Source organism: Gilliamella sp. CG13 (assembly GCF_046635805.1).
GTDB classification, from domain to species: Bacteria; Pseudomonadota; Gammaproteobacteria; order Enterobacterales; family Orbaceae; genus Gilliamella; species Gilliamella apicola_I.
The window spans coordinates 71,232-88,858 of record NZ_JBIDFM010000006.1; the positions used below are offsets into that span (position 1 = coordinate 71,232).

The 17,627-nt window shown below is 36.9% G+C and carries 15 protein-coding genes and 1 riboswitch; of the genes, 11 read left to right on the forward strand and 4 right to left on the reverse strand.

Translation table 11 applies throughout. The features are described 5' to 3' along the window. Nucleotides 1–68 precede the first annotated feature (68 nt). Nucleotides 69–2,759: a ribonuclease E gene (rne, locus tag ACGH6R_RS09230; RefSeq protein ID WP_411599548.1), complete on the reverse strand. Its 2,691-nt coding sequence runs from the start codon at nucleotides 2,757–2,759 to the stop codon at nucleotides 69–71. A gap of 740 nt (nucleotides 2,760–3,499) precedes the next feature. Here rne and syd point away from each other — a divergent pair. After that, nucleotides 3,500–4,027: a SecY-interacting protein gene (gene syd, locus ACGH6R_RS09235; RefSeq protein ID WP_267349608.1), complete on the forward strand. Its 528-nt coding sequence runs from the start codon at nucleotides 3,500–3,502 to the stop codon at nucleotides 4,025–4,027. A 136-nt stretch (nucleotides 4,028–4,163) separates the two neighbouring features. Continuing rightward, nucleotides 4,164–5,339: an aromatic amino acid transaminase gene (locus ACGH6R_RS09240; protein ID WP_411599550.1), complete on the forward strand. Its 1,176-nt coding sequence runs from the start codon at nucleotides 4,164–4,166 to the stop codon at nucleotides 5,337–5,339. 117 nt (nucleotides 5,340–5,456) lie between these two features. Here the strand turns inward: ACGH6R_RS09240 and ACGH6R_RS09245 are convergent, their stop codons facing one another. Continuing rightward, nucleotides 5,457–6,593 carry an MFS transporter gene (locus tag ACGH6R_RS09245; protein WP_411599551.1) on the reverse strand — a complete coding sequence of 379 codons (1,137 nt, stop codon included), beginning with the start codon at nucleotides 6,591–6,593 and terminating at the stop codon, nucleotides 5,457–5,459. Between the two features lie 303 nt (nucleotides 6,594–6,896). On the opposite strand from ACGH6R_RS09245, the gene purB reads away from it, so the two are divergent. The 5 genes from purB to ACGH6R_RS09270 are packed head-to-tail and all read left to right on the forward strand — an operon-like array spanning nucleotide 6,897 to nucleotide 10,993. Next, entirely contained in the window at nucleotides 6,897–8,258 is a 1,362-nt protein-coding gene (gene purB, locus ACGH6R_RS09250) for an adenylosuccinate lyase (RefSeq protein ID WP_411599553.1), read from the forward strand. Then, nucleotides 8,255–8,779, forward strand: a complete 525-nt coding sequence (locus ACGH6R_RS09255) for a GNAT family N-acetyltransferase (RefSeq protein ID WP_220216017.1) — start codon at nucleotides 8,255–8,257, stop codon at nucleotides 8,777–8,779. The genes purB and ACGH6R_RS09255 overlap by 4 nt, the downstream gene beginning before the upstream one ends. After that, nucleotides 8,776–9,561: an amino acid ABC transporter substrate-binding protein gene (locus tag ACGH6R_RS09260; protein ID WP_411599554.1), complete on the forward strand. Its 786-nt coding sequence runs from the start codon at nucleotides 8,776–8,778 to the stop codon at nucleotides 9,559–9,561. The genes ACGH6R_RS09255 and ACGH6R_RS09260 overlap by 4 nt, the downstream gene beginning before the upstream one ends. Then, a complete protein-coding gene (locus ACGH6R_RS09265) occupies nucleotides 9,558–10,229 on the forward strand; it encodes an amino acid ABC transporter permease (RefSeq protein WP_220216019.1) in 672 nt (223 codons plus the stop codon). The genes ACGH6R_RS09260 and ACGH6R_RS09265 overlap by 4 nt, the downstream gene beginning before the upstream one ends. Nucleotides 10,230–10,240: 11 nt before the next feature. After that, the gene (locus tag ACGH6R_RS09270) at nucleotides 10,241–10,993 is read left to right on the forward strand and encodes an amino acid ABC transporter ATP-binding protein (RefSeq protein ID WP_411590898.1); all 753 of its coding nucleotides are present in this window, start codon (nucleotides 10,241–10,243) and stop codon (nucleotides 10,991–10,993) included. 158 nt (nucleotides 10,994–11,151) lie between these two features. Here ACGH6R_RS09270 and ACGH6R_RS09275 read toward each other — a convergent pair whose 3' ends face one another. Further along, nucleotides 11,152–12,513 carry an MmgE/PrpD family protein gene (locus ACGH6R_RS09275; RefSeq protein ID WP_411599556.1) on the reverse strand — a complete coding sequence of 454 codons (1,362 nt, stop codon included), beginning with the start codon at nucleotides 12,511–12,513 and terminating at the stop codon, nucleotides 11,152–11,154. Nucleotides 12,514–12,726: 213 nt separating this feature from the next. Here ACGH6R_RS09275 and folK point away from each other — a divergent pair, with 213 nt between their 5' ends. From folK to gluQRS, 3 genes are all read left to right on the forward strand, one after another. Further along, nucleotides 12,727–13,212 carry a 2-amino-4-hydroxy-6-hydroxymethyldihydropteridine diphosphokinase gene (folK, locus tag ACGH6R_RS09280; protein WP_267360689.1) on the forward strand — a complete coding sequence of 162 codons (486 nt, stop codon included), beginning with the start codon at nucleotides 12,727–12,729 and terminating at the stop codon, nucleotides 13,210–13,212. A 134-nt stretch (nucleotides 13,213–13,346) separates the two neighbouring features. Then, the gene (gene dksA, locus ACGH6R_RS09285) at nucleotides 13,347–13,802 is read left to right on the forward strand and encodes an RNA polymerase-binding protein DksA (RefSeq protein WP_065559802.1); all 456 of its coding nucleotides are present in this window, start codon (nucleotides 13,347–13,349) and stop codon (nucleotides 13,800–13,802) included. A gap of 42 nt (nucleotides 13,803–13,844) precedes the next feature. Beyond that, nucleotides 13,845–14,735 (forward strand): tRNA glutamyl-Q(34) synthetase GluQRS, encoded by an 891-nt coding sequence (gluQRS, locus tag ACGH6R_RS09290; protein WP_411599558.1) that lies wholly within the window; start codon nucleotides 13,845–13,847, stop codon nucleotides 14,733–14,735. Here gluQRS and moaA read toward each other — a convergent pair. After that, nucleotides 14,715–15,689: a GTP 3',8-cyclase MoaA gene (gene moaA / locus ACGH6R_RS09295; protein WP_267349588.1), complete on the reverse strand. Its 975-nt coding sequence runs from the start codon at nucleotides 15,687–15,689 to the stop codon at nucleotides 14,715–14,717. The two genes, gluQRS and moaA, sit on opposite strands and share 21 nt — an antisense overlap. After that, a riboswitch (molybdenum cofactor riboswitch) is annotated at nucleotides 15,684–15,814 on the reverse strand. (Overlaps the previous gene by 6 nt.) Before the next feature lie 393 nt (nucleotides 15,815–16,207). On the opposite strand from moaA, the gene ppnN reads away from it, so the two are divergent. Next, a complete protein-coding gene (ppnN, locus tag ACGH6R_RS09300) occupies nucleotides 16,208–17,584 on the forward strand; it encodes a nucleotide 5'-monophosphate nucleosidase PpnN (RefSeq protein ID WP_411599575.1) in 1,377 nt (458 codons plus the stop codon). The last annotated feature ends 43 nt before the right edge of the window (nucleotides 17,585–17,627 follow it).

Consider the following 17,627-nt stretch of genomic DNA (forward strand, 5'->3'; position numbering starts at 1 on the left):
TATTTGTCTAAGTAGGAACAGAAGTGGTCTGATGACCACTCTGTTTATAAATATCAGTTTTGAAACTATTATTCTGAAGGATAGGAAGGTTTACTTGCTTTAGCAAAGGCATGGTTTTGAGAGCTTAAACCGCCCGCTTCTCCTTTCCCTTCAAAGTGATAGTCTGATTCTTCCCGTAGTTTGAAACCAATTTCAGAATCTACATACTCTGGTGCAGGGGCTTTAGTCATTACTGACGAAGCGTGACCCGTAGCTTGAGACACATCAGTATTCACATCGCTATCATGACTTTCTTGTTCACTGTCTTTTGCAGCATCATGAACTTGAGTTGATTCAGAATTGATGGATACATCATTCAAATCAGCTGTGTCAATTGTCGGTTCAGAACGGGCTTCTGTCACTTCATTTTTAACGATAACAGGTAATAAAAGTGAAGGAATAACAGGAACCACATTACTTGGTTCATCTTGTGTGATTTGACTATAATCAATCGCAACCCGACCTAATGCCAATTCAAGAGATGCAGCAGCAAATTGTAACGGCATAGGTGATTTTTTAAGATCGCCACTTCGTACCCGTCGTTTATTACGTTGTCCATTCATACGTAGATGTCTGGAAGTGCGTCGTTGACGTTTTGGTTGTGACTCTAAAACAGGTGTTGTCTCAGCCTGTTCAGGCACTATCACCGGTAATAATAACGATGGAATAACAACACGCTCTTCATTGACTTGAATCGCTGCTTCACTATTTTTCACACGTACGCTTTTTGTCAATGAACGTTGTTGACGTCTTGGTTTCACTTCTTTTTGTTTCGGTGTGACCACTTCATTACTATTCGCTGTTTTTTCAGCTTTAGTCGCGTTTACCGCATTCGCCGAATGACTATTATTTTGCTTAGTACGACGACTGTTACTACGAGTAGTCTCTTTCACGTCTTCTGTTGCTGCGCTGCTATTAGCATTTGCACCATTGCTATTGCGACTATTACGCTGACGGCGAATATTTGATCGATTATTTTCACGTCTTTTAGTCGGTTTTGGTTTAACTTCTGGTTCAGGTTCACTTTTTTCAGCAACAAATAATTTACGTAACTTACTGAATAATCCACTAAACAAGCCCCCAGATTTTTCAACTTTAGGCTCGCTCTTTTCTTTCGATGTCGTGTTCGCTTCGACTTTTGGTCCCGATAATACCGCTTGTTCAACGATGATTTCAGCCGCTGCGTCTTCTTCCTCTTCTTCCAGTTCTCGGATTAATTTCGGTAAGTTATAACTCAGTACATCAGTCTCTTCGCCAACACGTTTACGAATCACTTTATAAAGTGGCGTTTCCATCTCTTCATCACCCACAATGACAATTTTTACATCAGGGTGCATTCGTTCGATATTATTAATCGCACGACGTTTTTCATTCAATAAATAGCTGGCAATTGGCACTGGCACGATAACATCAATTTGGACAGTGTTATCTTTCATCGCTTCTTCTTGAATTAATCGAAGAATAGAAAGCGATAATGAATTATTATCACGAATCGTTCCCGTTCCTTGACAACGTGGACAAATGTGATGAGTCGCTTCACGCAAAGACGGACTTAATCGTTGGCGTGACATTTCAAGTAGACCAAATCGAGAAATTCGTGTTGTTTGAATACGTGCTCGGTCTGTTTTCATCGCCTCTTTTAAGCGATTTTCAACTTCACGTTGGTTACGAATTGGTGTCATATCGATAAAATCGATAACAATTAGACCACCTAAGTCACGTAAACGTAGTTGACGAGCAATTTCTTCAGCTGCCTCAAGATTAGTGTTAAAGGCTGTTTCTTCAATGTCACTGCCCCGTATCGATTTAGCGGAGTTAATATCGATTGCTGTTAATGCTTCGGTCGCATCAATTACAATAGAACCGCCGGAAGGTAAACGCACTTCACGTTGAAACGCAGATTCAATTTGACCTTCAATTTGAAAATGGTTGAATAGAGGTACATCCCCCTCATAAAGTTTTAGTCGATTGACGTATTCAACACGCCCCAAATCAACTAATCGTTTTTTAGCGATCTCAAGGACTTTCGGATTATCGATTAATATATCACCCACATCATCACGTAAATAATCACGAAATGCTCGGGTAATAATATCACTTTCCTTGTGGATTAAACTTGGTGCTGGATGATTCTTAGCTTCATTTTGAATCGCTGCCCAATAATTGACTAACGCATCTAAATCTTGTTGTAACTCTTCTTGGCTTTTACCAACACCCGCCGTTCTGGCAATTACGCCCATGCCTTTAGGCTTTTCAATAGCGTCAATAATACGTTTTAAATCTGCACGATCTTCACCTTCAATTCGGCGAGACACACCACCAGCACGTGGATCATTGGGCATTAAAACTAAATAACTACCGGCAAGACTAATATAAGTCGTTAACGCAGCACCTTTTTTGCCTCGAATCTCTTTTTCAATTTGAATGAGAACTTCTTGACCTTCTTCAAGATGTTTAATGGTGCGACGACCGGTCATATTGGATGGAAAATAACTATCGGCAATCTCTTTTAATGGTAAAAAACCATCTCGCTCTCCACCATATGAAACAAAAGCCGCCTCTAAACTTGGATTGATTTTAGTAATTTTACCTTTATAGATATTGGCCTTTTTCTGCTCATGCCCAAGACTTTCGATATCTAAATCATATAAGCGTTGGCCATCAACAAGCGCAACTCGCAGCTCTTCTTGCTGGGTTGCATTGATTAGCATTCTTTTCATTATTCTACACTCTTCATTAATCTTAATTAATTGTAGGTAGAATCGTATTATTGATAAATGCTTATTTTAACAATGATAAAAAAAGTACTTAATTCGATATTTCTATACAGTGTTCATTATTTTATTTGTGTTATTTTTGTTATTATTTTATGTGACACCGATTTCACATTGACTACATTAAAATAATATTTTAGGGGGATAACCGCTAAATTCAAAAGTACAAATGACACGCCGAATTATTCCTAAACATATAATTTATTGATATTATTTCAATGGTTAATTTGCAAACCTTCATTTTATTGGTTCTAGCAAATAAACTAAATCTTTATATGATTGTTTAAAATAAACATATTATCTAATTATCTTGATTCTACTTACGCTATATTGTTTTGACAAACTGTAATGTCTAACGCCATTGCTGCATTACAAGGATAAAAATATCCCCCCTTATTATTCACGTTTCGGCAAAGGATAGCAAGAAAATTAAACTTCATATTTCATCGATAGTTAGATTAATATTTTGAGTTATTTACAAATAATATTTATCATTTCAATAAAATCATATTAGATATATTAAAAATTTATATTAACCACACTAAAAAGCAAAAATTGCTTTACATTTTTTTCTCATTTTTAGAAAACAAAAAATGGGCACTTACTTAGTAGTACCTAAAGTAAGTTAATTTGTATAATAATGGACGAAATATAAAATAAATTCAAAAAAGAGATTTAACTTATTTATGAAATCACCCGAAAAAACAGCCTTACTTGATTTTACTTCTCGTTGGATGAATCAATTTGATTATGCCCCTAAAAGTGAAGAATTACATGCCATTCCTTCACCTTGTATACTAAAAACAGCGCAACTTGCAGTATATTGGCAACCTTTTTTATTAGAGCCGGCAAGAGATCTAACTATTGTAGAACAAGTCGTTAACATCAATCTGTGTCAAAGTGCTCATGTTTTTTATGGCACACAATATGCCGGAAATATAAGCGCAAACTTTGCTGATACTCATTTAGTATTACTACAAGCATGGAATGATGACGATTTCTCAAATTTAGAGCAGAACTTAATTGCCCATTTGTCGCAACAAAAAAGATTAAAACGAATACCAACTATTTTTATTGCCTCTACCGATGAAAGTACCGAAATTATCGCCATAAATAATTTAACTGGCGAAGTGGTTAAAGAAGATCTCATTAGTGGAGAACTGACGATATTAGCTGAAAATTTAACATCATTTTTTAATAATCTTTCAATTTAATGTAAAAAAATAATTCATAAAAATTAACAAGATTATCGTCTAAACATTTATTCACAAATTGTCTGTATCGAAATTGTGTATTATAAAATATTATGTATATAATGCGATGAAAGTGATTAGACGAAATAGGTGAATTATGTTTGAAAGTTTAACAGCAGCACCGGCCGACCCGATACTTGGATTAGCCGATCTTTATAATAAAGATGAACGCACCAGTAAGATTAATTTAAGTGTCGGTGTCTATAAAGATGAAACCACCCAAACACCTATTTTAGAAAGCGTCAAAAAAGCCGAACAATTTTTATTAAATAACGAAACCACAAAAAGTTACTTATCCATTGACGGAATCAAAGAATTTAATATCGCCACACAAATCTTATTATTCGGTAACGAAAATGAACGAGCCAGAACTGCACAAGCACCTGGAGGCACAGGCGCTTTACGAATCATGGCCGATTTTTTAGCTCGCCGAACCAAAGTAAAACGTATTTGGGTCAGTAATCCTTCATGGCCAAATCATCGAAGTGTCTTCCAAACTGCTGGTCTTGAAGTGCGAGAATACCGTTATTATGATGCACAAACCCATAGCTTAGACTTTGATGGATTGATGCAAGATTTAAGTAAAATTGCAGCAGGTGAGGCGGTACTTTTTCACGGTTGCTGTCACAATCCAACTGGTATCGATCCAACTCCTGAACAATGGCAAGCCATTTCAGATTTAGCCTTAAAAAATGGTTGGTTACCGTTGTTTGATTTAGCTTATCAAGGATTGGGTCAAGGTATAGAAGAAGATGTGTATGGATTACGACTATTCACCCATCATCACCCAGAATTATTAATTGCTAGCTCATACTCTAAAAACTTTGGGCTATATAATGAACGAGTTGGTGCTTTTACCTTAATCGCTGCTGATACGGAGATTGCGGATCGGGCTTTTAGCCAAGTTAAAACCATTATTCGTGCCAATTATTCTAATCCACCCGCTCACGGCGCCAAAATTGTATCTTATATTTTAAATAACAAGGAATTAAAAGAAGAGTGGATCGATGAATTGACAAGTATGCGTCAACGTATTCATCGTATGCGCCAATTATTTGTCAAAACATTACAAGATAAAGGTGCAAATCAAGATTTTAGTTTTATCGCTAAACAAAACGGCATGTTCTCTTTCAGTGGATTAACAGAACAACAAGTACTGAAACTGCGTAACGACTACGGTATTTACATCGTGAATTCGGGACGAATCAATGTCGCTGGCATGACCCTTGATAATATGTCACGCCTGTGTGAATCGATAGTTGAAGTGTTATAAGCCTATTTTATGAAGTCAATTTTTAGGCATTATTGTTGATTAACTGTTGTGTTAGTTTGATAAAGACAGCATGAGGGATTGATTATCAATCCCTCTGCATATTAAGGATATCACGACTTATCTGGTAAATTTTTTAAATAATAAACAGGCAAATACAATATCTAACACACACAGTGAAATCAGCACTAAAAACGAGCCTAAAACACCGCCTGAATCTAATCCTAAACTAAACAGATACGGATAGCCAAATACGCCAATAAAGTAGCTTAAACTAAAAATAGTTAAATAGATACTTCGCTTTTCAGCATCGATGTCTTTAACCATTTGAGTTTGAATTAACGGATAAACCAAACCATAACTTATGCCTAATAATGACGACGGTACAATATAAAAAATATTATTTGTCGTAACCAAAAACAGACACAAAGCGATCAACATAATGAATAACAAGCCGATCATGGCTAACTGCTGTGACAGTTTTAAAATAAATTTAGCCAGATAGAATCGGGCAAATAATAATGAAAAAGTATAAGAAATATAAAATATCGAAAAGTTTAAATTCTTCTCTTTCGCAAACACAAATTGAAAGTTCATCATTGAAATGTAAATACAGGCGCCTAAAAAAACCATTATCAACGGAATGACCGCATTTGAAGTAACAATGGTTTTCATTACTGGCAAAATCGATAATTTACTGCTATTTTGCTCATTGGATAAGGTTACATTAAAAAATATCCCACCGGCTAACAAACTCAACAACACAGCAAACATAAACATATATTCAATAGCAATATTATAATCGAGCAGTGTTTTGACTATCACTGGCGATAATCCGGCACCTAACATATTAAATGCCGAAATAAACATAAAATGACGACTTAATTCGGCAGTATTACTGGTTGACGACACCATAATCGGCCCCAACGTATAAATAATCCCCCACCCTGCACCAAGCAACAAACCTGCAATATAAAGAAAAACACCACCTGTATACAAAATCAATGCGATAGCAAAGGCATAAATTAACGCCCCCATTGCAGCAATAACATTAGTAGAAACAGATTTCAACAGATAAGGAATCGACAAAATCGACGCCACCACCCCAATGATCCCCATTGAAATAATTTCACTCGACATCACCAACGAAAGCTTTAAAGTGTCGGTTAAAAATAACGGCAGCGTTAACATCACGCCATAGGCAAAAGAGGTCAAAAAAGAGCCTAAGCAGACTAATTTAAATAATTTGTTATTCATCACTATTTATTCCTTTTTATTAAGCAGGCTCACGTTGTCCCCACGATGATAACATCAAAGAGATCAAGTATCGTGCATAATACGAATAAAAAATAAGAAATTTTGAAAAAATTCCCCTATTTAAGTCTATTCATCAAAACGAAATAAACATTCAACAATTAACTTCCTCTATCACCCGTGATCAAACCCAACAACCTTAATTCTTTTTAGTTATATCCATAGTCCAAGAGGATATTAGACGCTGTTTGAATAATCTTTAATAATTGAATAATAAAACATTAATTAATCTTTGAGGATATTTCGGTGGCGTCACATGTTATTGATTATTTGATTTTAGGTAATAATTTTAGTACCAGTGAAATGCGAGCGATTTGGTCAGAACAAAATCGCTTAGAAAAGCAAGTTACTGTAGAAGTCGCACTAGCAAAAGCACAAGGTGAACTAGGTGTCATTCCTTGCGATGCCGCTGATGCAATCGTTGCTAAAGCCGATGCTTCGAAACTGTCCATTGAACAAATGGCCAAACAAGCTGCAAAAGCCAAGCACTCTTTAATGTCAACGATCAATGCGCTACAAGATCAAGTTGGCGATGCCGGTCAATTTATTCATTATGGTGCAACCACGCAAGATATTGTCGATACGGCAACCGTTTTACAACTTAAGCAATCATTTGCCATTATTGAACGTGACACCAAACTGGTGGCATGTGAATTAAAAAAGTTAGCCAAACAGTATCAATATTTACCTATGGTTGGACGCACTCATGGTATGCAGGCACTTCCTACTACTTTTGGGTTTAAACTTGCCGTTTGGTTGGATGAGTTTGTTCGCCATTTACAGCGGTTAAGTGAAATTAAACAGCGGGTTTTAGTGGGTAATATCAGTGGTGCAATTTGTACTTATGCCGCCATGGGCGAATTAGGGGTACAAGTTGAAGCCAGAACATTAACTTTATTAGACCTCAATACACCCAACATTGGTTGGCAAGCTGCACGTGATCGGTTTTCCGAATATGCATCCGTCATTGCATTAATCAGTGGGACGCTGGGTAAAATGGGTAATGAGTTTTATAATTTAATGCGCACTGAAATTAACGAAGTTGAAGAGCCCTTTTCTGACGGAAAAATCGGTTCAACCACTATGCCTCATAAACGAAATCCCGCCGCATTAGAAGGCTTAGCTAGCTTAACCGCACCATTATTAAAAAGTGTCGCTTTAATTCATGAATCCATGAAAGTTGAACATGAGCGAGACGCCATGAGTTGGCGAGCCGAGTGGATAGCTCTTCCTGAAATTAATCTCTACCTTTCTTCACAACTACAAACGGCATTAGCTGTACTGCAAGGGTTAAAAGTCAATGCTGAACGCATGTTAACTAACTTAACCTTACAAAATGGTTTACTACTGTCTGAAAAAGTGATGTTTGAAATAGGCAAGCGATTAGGCAAACAGACCGCTCATCGTTTGGTTTATCAAAGCGCCATGCAAGCTTTTGAGCAAAATAAAACCTTTAAAGCAGTGTTATTAGCTGATCCTATCTTGAATAAAGAGTTTACCGAAGATGAACTCGATAGTTGGTTAGAACCTGTTAATTATGTTGGTTTAGCACCTGAAAAAGTGGAACAAGTAATCCGGTATGCTGATCAAAGTGGAGTCTTAGTATGACGTTCCGCCTAATGACGCAAAATGATATCCCAGCTTATCAAACGCTATTGCATAATGCTTATCAAGCAACCCTACAACTTGGTATCCATTTTGCTGCTGCGACAGTTAATCAAAAACAAATTGCCGATCATATTGAATCAAATGCTGTTTATCTCTATGAAAAACAGGGTAAATTAATTTCAACATTAACGATTCGTTTTCCATGGGGCAATAATCCCGGGCCTTATGGATTACCGCATTTAGGTTGGTTTGCCACTGACCCACAATATAAAGGTCAAGGCTACGGTCATGCGTTATGGGATTTTGTTGAACAACAAATTTTAATTAAACAATTAAGACTTCCTGCGGCGACATTAGGAACAGCCGCAAATCATCCATGGTTAGCCACACTTTACATCAACAAAGGTTATAAACCTATTGGGCAAGCCGATTTAACCCCTGATCACACCACACTCTATTTTGAAAAAATTTTTAATTATAAAAACTACACTGAATGGAAAAAAAGGAATCACAAACAATGAAAACAATCAGAACTATTTTCTCTGCGATACTACTCGCCAGTTTAACATTATTATTCGGATGCGATACAAATAGCCAAGATTCGACCACAAAGCAGCCGATCATAAGAGTCGGTTCAACCGGTCAAAGTTATCCAAATGGATATAAACAACAAGATAAATTAATCGGATTTGATGTTGAACTGACAGAAGCCATTGCCAATGAACTGGGTTATCAAGTCGAATGGGTAGTTGCTGAATTTGGAGGATTAATGGGACTGTTTGATTCTGGACGTTTAGATACCATTGCCAATGCCGTTGCAATCACACCTGCTCGCCAAGCTAAGTATGATTTTTCTCAGCCATATAGTTTTTACGGTAGCCAGATCGTTACCCATCAAGAAAATAACGATATTAATACGTTATCTGATTTTAAAGGTAAAACCATTGCTGGCGTGTTAGGTTCAAATCATATCAATAATTTGAAAAAAGCCTTTCCAAATAATGAAGTGACGATTAAAACTTACGAAACCCGTGACGGAGCCATGTATGATACCGAATATCAACGGGTTGAAGGTTATGTTAATTCAAAACCCATCTTACTGGCTGAAATCAAACGTAAAAATCTTCCATTTAAATTAGTAGGCGAGCCAATAACGATTGAGCAAGTTGCTTTTCCATTTAGTAAAGATGAAAAAGGTCAAGCATTACGTCAAAAGTTTAATCAAGCTTTGGACAAGTTACGTAACAACGGCACGTTAAAAAACCTTTCGATTAAATATTTTGGTGAAGATATTACCTCATGAACTTTAATGTAAACTATTTTTTAAGTGTGTTTCCTCAGATATTACCGTATCTACCGGTCACACTTTTTATTGCAGTTGTCTCAATTTTATTTGCTATGGTGTTAGGTCTGACTATCGCATTGTTACGTAACAATAAAATCATCATTGTTGACGCAATTTTTTCGCTGTTTATTTCGCTATTTCGTGGGATTCCCTCGGTCGTATTGCTCTTTATTATTTATTACGGTTTACCGCAGATCTTTCCTGTATTAAAGCACATGGGAGCAACAACCGCCGCTATTGTCTGCTTTAGCTTAAAATATTCTGCTTATCTAGCCGAAATTTTCCGTGCTGGTCTGGCGTCAGTCGACCCAGGACAAAAAGAGGCAGGACTAACCTCGGGACTAAGCACGATTCAGGTTTACCGAAACATTATTTTGCCACAAGCATTGGTTAATGCTTTGCCTAATACCGGTAACATGTTTATTTCATTACTCAAAGACTCGTCTGTCGCTTTTTTCGTTGGCGTACAAGAACTGCTAGCAGCAGGCAAAATGCTAACGGCGAGCTCCTTTCTCTATTTTGAAACCTATTTAGCGGTCGGCATTGTTTATTGGCTAACGGTTGTTGCTTATTCATGGCTACAAAAACAGTTAGAACGTAAATTAAGCAAACCGTATTACCGTTAAGGAGCAAGCTCATGATTTCTGTATCACATCTGTCTAAACGGTTTGGTCATCATCAAGTATTAAAAGAGATAAACCTTCATGTAAAACAAGGTGAAGTTGTCGCCATTATTGGGCCTTCAGGCTCAGGTAAATCCACGTTATTACGTTGTCTGAATTTATTAGAAAAACTCAATACGGGTACAATTCGAATAGGTGATGTCATTCTGGATAGTGAACATTATCGCCATAAAGAAGAAGTCCAATTACGCAAACAATCAGCGATGGTATTTCAACACTATAATTTATTTAAAAACAAAACGGCGTTAGAGAACATTACTTATCCCTTGATTCTGGGTAAAAAGATCAATAAAAACGAAGCCAAACAACAAGCATTAACGCTACTAAAACGGGTTGGCATGTTACCTTATGCAGACCAATATCCAATAACATTATCCGGCGGGCAACAACAACGGGTGGCTATTGCCAGAGCATTAGCGGTTAGACCTAAAGTTCTATTATTTGATGAACCGACATCGGCACTCGATCCAGAGCGTGTACACGAGGTGCTGCAAGTCATGTTACAGCTTGCTAAAGAAAATATCACGATGATCATTGTTACTCACGAAATGGAATTTGCTAAATATGTTGCTGACCGAATTATCTTTATGGCAAATGGCGTCATTGTAGAAGAAGGCTATGCTAAAACTCTTATCGATCATCCACAAAACGAGTTAACTCAACGTTTTTTGCGTCAGCTAACTGATGATATTAATTTCGAAATTTAATAAAGAAAAAATCGTTCGCTCACTAAATGCTTATATCAAGACAAGAAATTGGGGAATTTTGCATCGTTCCCCCCTATTTAGAATTTACGCAAAATTAAAAAATCACCTTATTAACAAGTTTCAACTTTCATTCTTTTAAGTGAATCCAGACTTTTCTACTATAGCTGAACAATATAACGCTTTATAAAATCGCTGACATCTAACCCTTTTGCAAATGCTTGGATATCTTGGCTTAGCGCTATTGCAGTTGATTGATCATCAATAGCGTTTACGAGTTTTGCTGTCATTTCATTTTGATTGTATGGATTCTTTGGTGATCCTTTGGGAAGGTCGATGCGTTGACTGATTTTTTGACCGTTATTAAGTAATATCTCAACCACCACATAACGACCGTTATAAGCTTGAGGATATGGTGCAAGGGTGATGTGATAACTGCGTTGCATTTTTTGCATCAGTTGTTGAATGTTGTCAGCGATTGGCGTTGCCGAAAATGCCTTAAAATCAGTGGGTAAACCTAATAAAATTAAGGCCAAAATATATTCAGCTGAAAAGCGCCCTTGCTCAGCAAGGGTTGGCTGTTGATAAATTAATGCAGCATCACTCTTAGGTGGCGCAAAGTAAAGGGTAATGTTAGCCACATTCTCAACACGAAATTGCGGATGTTGAGAAAGTAATTGTCCAGCATCCGCAATATAGGCTCCAGCGGAACAAAAACTATAAGTTTTAAACCACAATCCAGGGTCAATTATCTTCCAAGGCTTTGCCCAACTGGTTAAATTCAACGCCGTATTCCCTTGTCCATACATGGCGAGAAATCCTAAATTTTCATCTAAAAAATTTTGATCTGCTTGTAGTCCTGCTCTTAACCAATCAACAGTTTGGATGGCATGTTGCGCAGCCAGTCCTGCATGTAAAAATTTTATGGGTGTGCCCATTAACAAGCGCATACCCGAAGCTTGGGTTGCTGCAAGTGCTAATGCTTGCGATAAAAAAGGTTCATTATACAAATAACAAATTGCGGCTGTGGCTGCTATGCCACCAAGCGTAATAGTGGCATGCCATCCTTTTTCATAATGTTGTGGATTGACGCTTTTACCCAGCAACGCCATGACTTCAATACCAATAACATAAGCCGTTAAAAATCGCCGTCCATTTATCTTGAATGGTGAATGATCTAATCGAATATTGGCAAACAGTGCCGATAAAATCACCGCTGAAGGATGGCCTCGTATATCTGAATGAACATCATCATAATCTAAACAGTGGGCTTGAAAGCCATTGAATAATGCCGCTTGACGTGGTGTAGCTAACTTTTTTTGACCAATCAGCCAAGACCGCTCATGCCCGCCTTCTTCTTTTATCCAAGCGAGTAATCTTTGAACATTCATATCCTGACGAGCTTGTAAACAACATGCAAAATAATCGACGATGCCATTAATCGCATTATTAATAACAGTCGAATCACTAAGAATAGGCGTATTTTTAATTAACAAGCATAATTGTTGGTTTAAGTTCATCATATATTCACTCATCAAACTATCATAAATAGACTTGACCAAAATAGCGTAAAATCAACATTAAGTTAAAGATTATCTAGTTATATTTTAATAACTAAACTTAATATTATTGCATCATGCAGTCGTCTTTTTCCCTTCATATAACTATTTTTGACTCATCATTAGTATGCTAATATAGATGACAAATGATTAATCTAAAATTTCACTTATCTAATTATGTCAACTTGTTATATTGCGTTAGGAAGTAACCTTGACGATCCTTTTGCTCAAGCAAATCGAGCAATAGCCGCTTTAACTCAATTGCCTCATACTCAACTGATTGAAGTCTCGCCTTTTTACCGCAGTAAACCTTTAGGGCCACAAGATCAAAATGATTATCTCAATGCAGTGATTAAGTTAATAACAAGCCTTTCACCAATTGAATTATTAGATGCCTTACAATCGATTGAAAAATCACAAGGGCGAGTTCGCAAAGATAATCGTTGGGGGGCAAGAACTTTAGATTTGGATATTCTTTTATATGATGATTTGATTATCAATAGTGAACGATTAACCATACCGCATTACCACATGAAAAACCGAGAGTTTGTCCTTTATCCACTCTTTGATATTGAGCCAGAACTCGTCTTTCCCGATAATGACAAATTGTCAGATCTTGTTGCTAAGTGTCCTAAAAATGACATGAAACAGTGGATAGCATAATTATATACATTAATACATATAGTTATGTTAATTTGCTCTAATTATGTAAAAAAAATCATAAAAAAATTTTGCCAATGGCTAATTTATTGCTATAGTTTAGCGCTTGCAAATAATCTGTACTTAAGGGGATTGCTGTGAAAAAGGAACAAAAAGTTAATACATCTTCTCTTAGCCTGCTTTCAATTGCTGGGCTTGAGCCTTATAAAGAGGCGAAAGGCGAGGAGTATATGAACCCTAAGCAATTGAAACATTTCAAACTTATCTTAGAAGCATGGCTTGCGCAATTACAAGGCGAAATGGGCAAAACAGTCTCGCACATGCAAGATGAGGCTGCAAATTTTCCAGATCCAGCTGACCGAGCAACTCAAGAAGAGGAGTTCAGTCTAGAGTTAAGAGCACGCGATAGAGAACGTAAACTGATCAAAAAAATTGAAAAGACATTAAAGAAAATTGAAACTGATGATTTTGGTTTTTGTGAATCTTGTGGCGTTGAGATTGGTATTCGTCGCCTTGAAGCTAGACCTACGGCGGATCTATGTATCGATTGTAAAACGTTAGCGGAACTTCGCGAAAAACAAATGGGAATGTAATTTTAATTACTTTCCTCAAACATTACACTACCAGATAAGCCCATGTGCTATATTGGTCGTTTTGCTCCCTCACCATCCGGACCATTACATTTTGGTTCGTTGGTGACGGCTCTCGGTAGCTATTTACAAGCTAAAGCTTATCAAGGTAAATGGTTAGTCCGTATTGAAGATATCGATCCACCACGCGAAGTCAAAGGCGCTTCCTCACTCATTTTAAAAACATTAGAAATATTCAATCTGTTTTGGGATGATGATGTTCTATACCAATCAACATGTAGTGAACGTTATCAATCGGTATTGCAATCATTACTATCCAAACAGCAAGCCTACTATTGCGACTGCTCGAGACAACGAATCCATCATCTTACCAATCATATTTATGATGGCTTTTGCCGTCAGCGAAATTTAACCCCGAACCACCAGCAGCATTTAGCCATTCGGTTAAAGCAAACCCATCCAATCTTTGAATTTGAAGATAACATTCTTGGATTACAAACAGTTGAACCAGCCAGTGCGCAAGAAGATTTTATTATTCACCGAAAAGATGGACTATTTGCTTATAATTTGGTCGTCGTTCTGGATGATCATCAGCAAGGCATTACCGAAATTGTTCGTGGTGCTGATTTGCTACCGGTTGCCGCAAAACAGATATCACTTTATCAACAGTTAGGCTTTACCGTGCCAACCTATTGCCATTTACCACTCGTCTTAGATCATAATGGTAATAAACTGTCGAAACAAAATCATGCTAAGCCAATCGAATTGGATAATCCAACCTCATTAACCATTCAAGCACTGCAATTTTTAGGGCAACAGATACCACAAGATTGGCAAGATGCAACCCAACAACAATTGTTAGATTGGGCAATAGCACATTGGCAGCTTTCAACTATCCCGAAACAAAATGCAGTATTAACCACCAATGTAAGATAAATTAGGCACCATACCCACTTGATTATCGTGTAATCGATGTTTTTCTGGTTTGACTACCAATGAGGCAAGAATGCGTGATTTAAGTTGTGCTTTTTGGTCTGCACTGACCAGTAAATCACGTAAATCAATCGCCGAATCACCAAACAGACAATAGTGTAACTGCCCAATTGATGACACTCGCAATCGATTGCAACTTTTACAAAAATCTTTTGAATATGGCATGATAAGACCAATTTTACCTTGATAATCATCATGTGCATAAACTTTTGCCGGCCCTGATAGAGCTTGCTTCGGTTGTAACTGCCAACCTTGCTCAATTAATTGACGTTCAATTGATTGACCAGCTAAGTGATAACGATGAAATAAATTACGGCTTTCATTGGTTTCCATAAGCTCGATAAAACGCAACTCAACTGGTCTGTATTTAATCCAAGATAAATAATCAGATAAATGGCTATTGAGATCTTTCATTAAAACAGTATTAATCTTCACTTTCGGTATGCCAATTTCTAACGTTTTTTCAATGCCAGCTATCAGCTCTTTCAGCTTATCTTGACCTGTGATTAGTTTAAATATATGAGGGGAAAAACTATCTATACTAATATTGATTGAATTTAGACCGGCTTGATGCCAATGGTTGATATTTTTTAATAACCGTGTGCCATTGGTCGTGATTGCAAGCTCACGAATACTGGGATAAGCCGAAATAACCGACAAAATTTCGGTAAAATCTCGACGTAATGTCGGTTCACCACCTGTAAGTCGAATTTTATGAACACCAAGCTCAGCAAATGTTGACACAATATTATCAATTTCATTAAGCGATAAAAAATGGTGAAGCTTATTCGGATGATAACCATTGGGTAAACAATACTGACATTTAAAATTACATAGTTCGGTAATCGACAAGCGCAGATATTGAAATCGACGCTGATAATTATCCACTAATTGCATATAAAAAAAACACCTTATCCAAATCGGGAAGCATAGCCATTTCTGCGCTATACCGCGGCTAATTCACCATATGAAACAGGCCAAGGCAACACTTAGGTAAAAAAGCTTCAGAGTTTGGTTTAGTCTAACATAGACAATATTTTTTGACTATAATCAATTAATCAATTCACACATCCTGAATAAAATTATAAGGTTAAGTTGATTCATCACTGTTTTCACCATTCTCAACTATTTAGAATAACAATTACTGCTTTCTCAACGATTATTCGCTTTAAATTAATCATTTAGCACAACAATATTAATTGATTGATTTATTTACATCCAAATAAAGTCAGAGGTATATTAATATCAAATAAATTTAATTATGATAAATCAATCCTTTTGCTGTATTTCAATTATTCAATAGGATAATTACGATAAAATTGAAAAAAGTTCATTTTATAAACTTTACTTATTCAATCTGTTTGAGTATATAATAACTCCTTTGTCGATAAAACCGTCAAATGGAGGTTGTGATGATTACCACCCATATAAGTCCATTAGGATCTATGGATTTACTCGCTCAAGCTGAAGTGGATATTCTAAAGAGATCAGCAAATAGTGAATTATATCAATTATTTCGAAATTGCTCATTGGCAACACTGAATGCGGGTAGTAAAACCGATAATACGAAAGAGCTATTAGATAGGTTTCAATCGTTCGAAATTAATGTGATTAGTAAAGAACGAGGCGTTAAGCTAGAGCTCATCGATGCGCCGGAAAGTGCTTTTGTAGATAAACGCATCATCCGTTCAATTCAAGCTAACCTTTTTGCGGTGTTGCGCGATATTCTTTTTTTAAATAGTCAAATCAGTGCTGTTAAACAACTAGTTTCAAATGTCAATCTTGATAGAGATCATTCCTATTATATTACTAATCTGGTTTTTTCGATTTTACGTAATGCTAATGCGCTACATGTCGGCGAAGAGCCTAATCTTGTGGTTTGCTGGGGTGGTCACTCAATTAATGAAAACGAATATTATTATGCCCGTCAAGTCGGCATGCAGTTAGGGCTACGTGAGCTTAATATCTGCACTGGCTGTGGCCCCGGTATTATGGAAGCTCCTATGAAAGGCGCCGCTGTTGGTCATGCTCAGCAACGCTATAAAGATAGCCGTTTTATTGGGATGACTGAACCTTCAATTATTGCCGCTGAACCACCTAATGCCTTGGTCAATGAGCTTATCATCATGCCAGATATTGAAAAACGACTTGAAGCTTTTGTCCGTATGGCACACGGTATTATTATCTTCCCTGGTGGTCCGGGTACTGCTGAGGAACTGCTCTATATTTTAGGCATTATGTTAAACCCAGCAAATAAAGATCAGACATTGCCACTTATCTTAACTGGCCCTAAAGAATGCGAAGGCTATTTTGCTGCCATTGATGACTTTATTCGTCAAACCTTAGGCGAAGAAGCCACCAAGCTTTATCAAATTATTATTGATTCCCCAGAACAAGTTGCGCGTATTATGAAAAAAGGGGTTAAACATGTAAAATCCTCACGCTTAAAAACAGGTGATGCTTACGGTTTTAACTGGCTCCTTAAAATTGATGGTTCGTTACAACAACCTTTTGAACCCATTCATGAGAATATGGCTTCATTGAATTTACACAAAGATCAGCCTGTGGAATTATTAGCCGCTGATTTACGTCGTGCATTTTCGGGAATTGTTGCCGGTAATGTGAAGGAGTTTGGTATGAAACAAATTGCTGAACGAGGCCCTTATAAGTTACAAGGCGATAAGGAAATAATGAAACAGTTGGATGATTTATTACGTAGCTTTGTTAAACAAGATCGGATGAAATTACCGGGTGGAACGGCTTATCAACCTTGTTATGAGATCTGTTATTAACACATCATCTAAAATAGCTTATTCAACTGTTATTTTGCCGGTA

Coding starts and splice junctions, on each gene's coding strand:
- ACGH6R_RS09260 (WP_411599554.1), top strand. CDS start 8,776: ATGAAAACAATCAGAACTATTTTCTCTGCGATACTACTCGCCAGTTTA.
- syd (WP_267349608.1), top strand. CDS start 3,500: ATGAAATCACCCGAAAAAACAGCCTTACTTGATTTTACTTCTCGTTGG.
- rne (WP_411599548.1), bottom strand. CDS start 2,759: ATGAAAAGAATGCTAATCAATGCAACCCAGCAAGAAGAGCTGCGAGTT.
- ACGH6R_RS09265 (WP_220216019.1), top strand. CDS start 9,558: ATGAACTTTAATGTAAACTATTTTTTAAGTGTGTTTCCTCAGATATTA.
- ACGH6R_RS09245 (WP_411599551.1), bottom strand. CDS start 6,593: ATGAATAACAAATTATTTAAATTAGTCTGCTTAGGCTCTTTTTTGACC.
- ACGH6R_RS09255 (WP_220216017.1), top strand. CDS start 8,255: ATGACGTTCCGCCTAATGACGCAAAATGATATCCCAGCTTATCAAACG.
- ACGH6R_RS09275 (WP_411599556.1), bottom strand. CDS start 12,513: ATGATGAACTTAAACCAACAATTATGCTTGTTAATTAAAAATACGCCT.
- folK (WP_267360689.1), top strand. CDS start 12,727: ATGTCAACTTGTTATATTGCGTTAGGAAGTAACCTTGACGATCCTTTT.
- ACGH6R_RS09270 (WP_411590898.1), top strand. CDS start 10,241: ATGATTTCTGTATCACATCTGTCTAAACGGTTTGGTCATCATCAAGTA.
- ACGH6R_RS09240 (WP_411599550.1), top strand. CDS start 4,164: ATGTTTGAAAGTTTAACAGCAGCACCGGCCGACCCGATACTTGGATTA.
- moaA (WP_267349588.1), bottom strand. CDS start 15,689: ATGCAATTAGTGGATAATTATCAGCGTCGATTTCAATATCTGCGCTTG.
- gluQRS (WP_411599558.1), top strand. CDS start 13,845: ATGTGCTATATTGGTCGTTTTGCTCCCTCACCATCCGGACCATTACAT.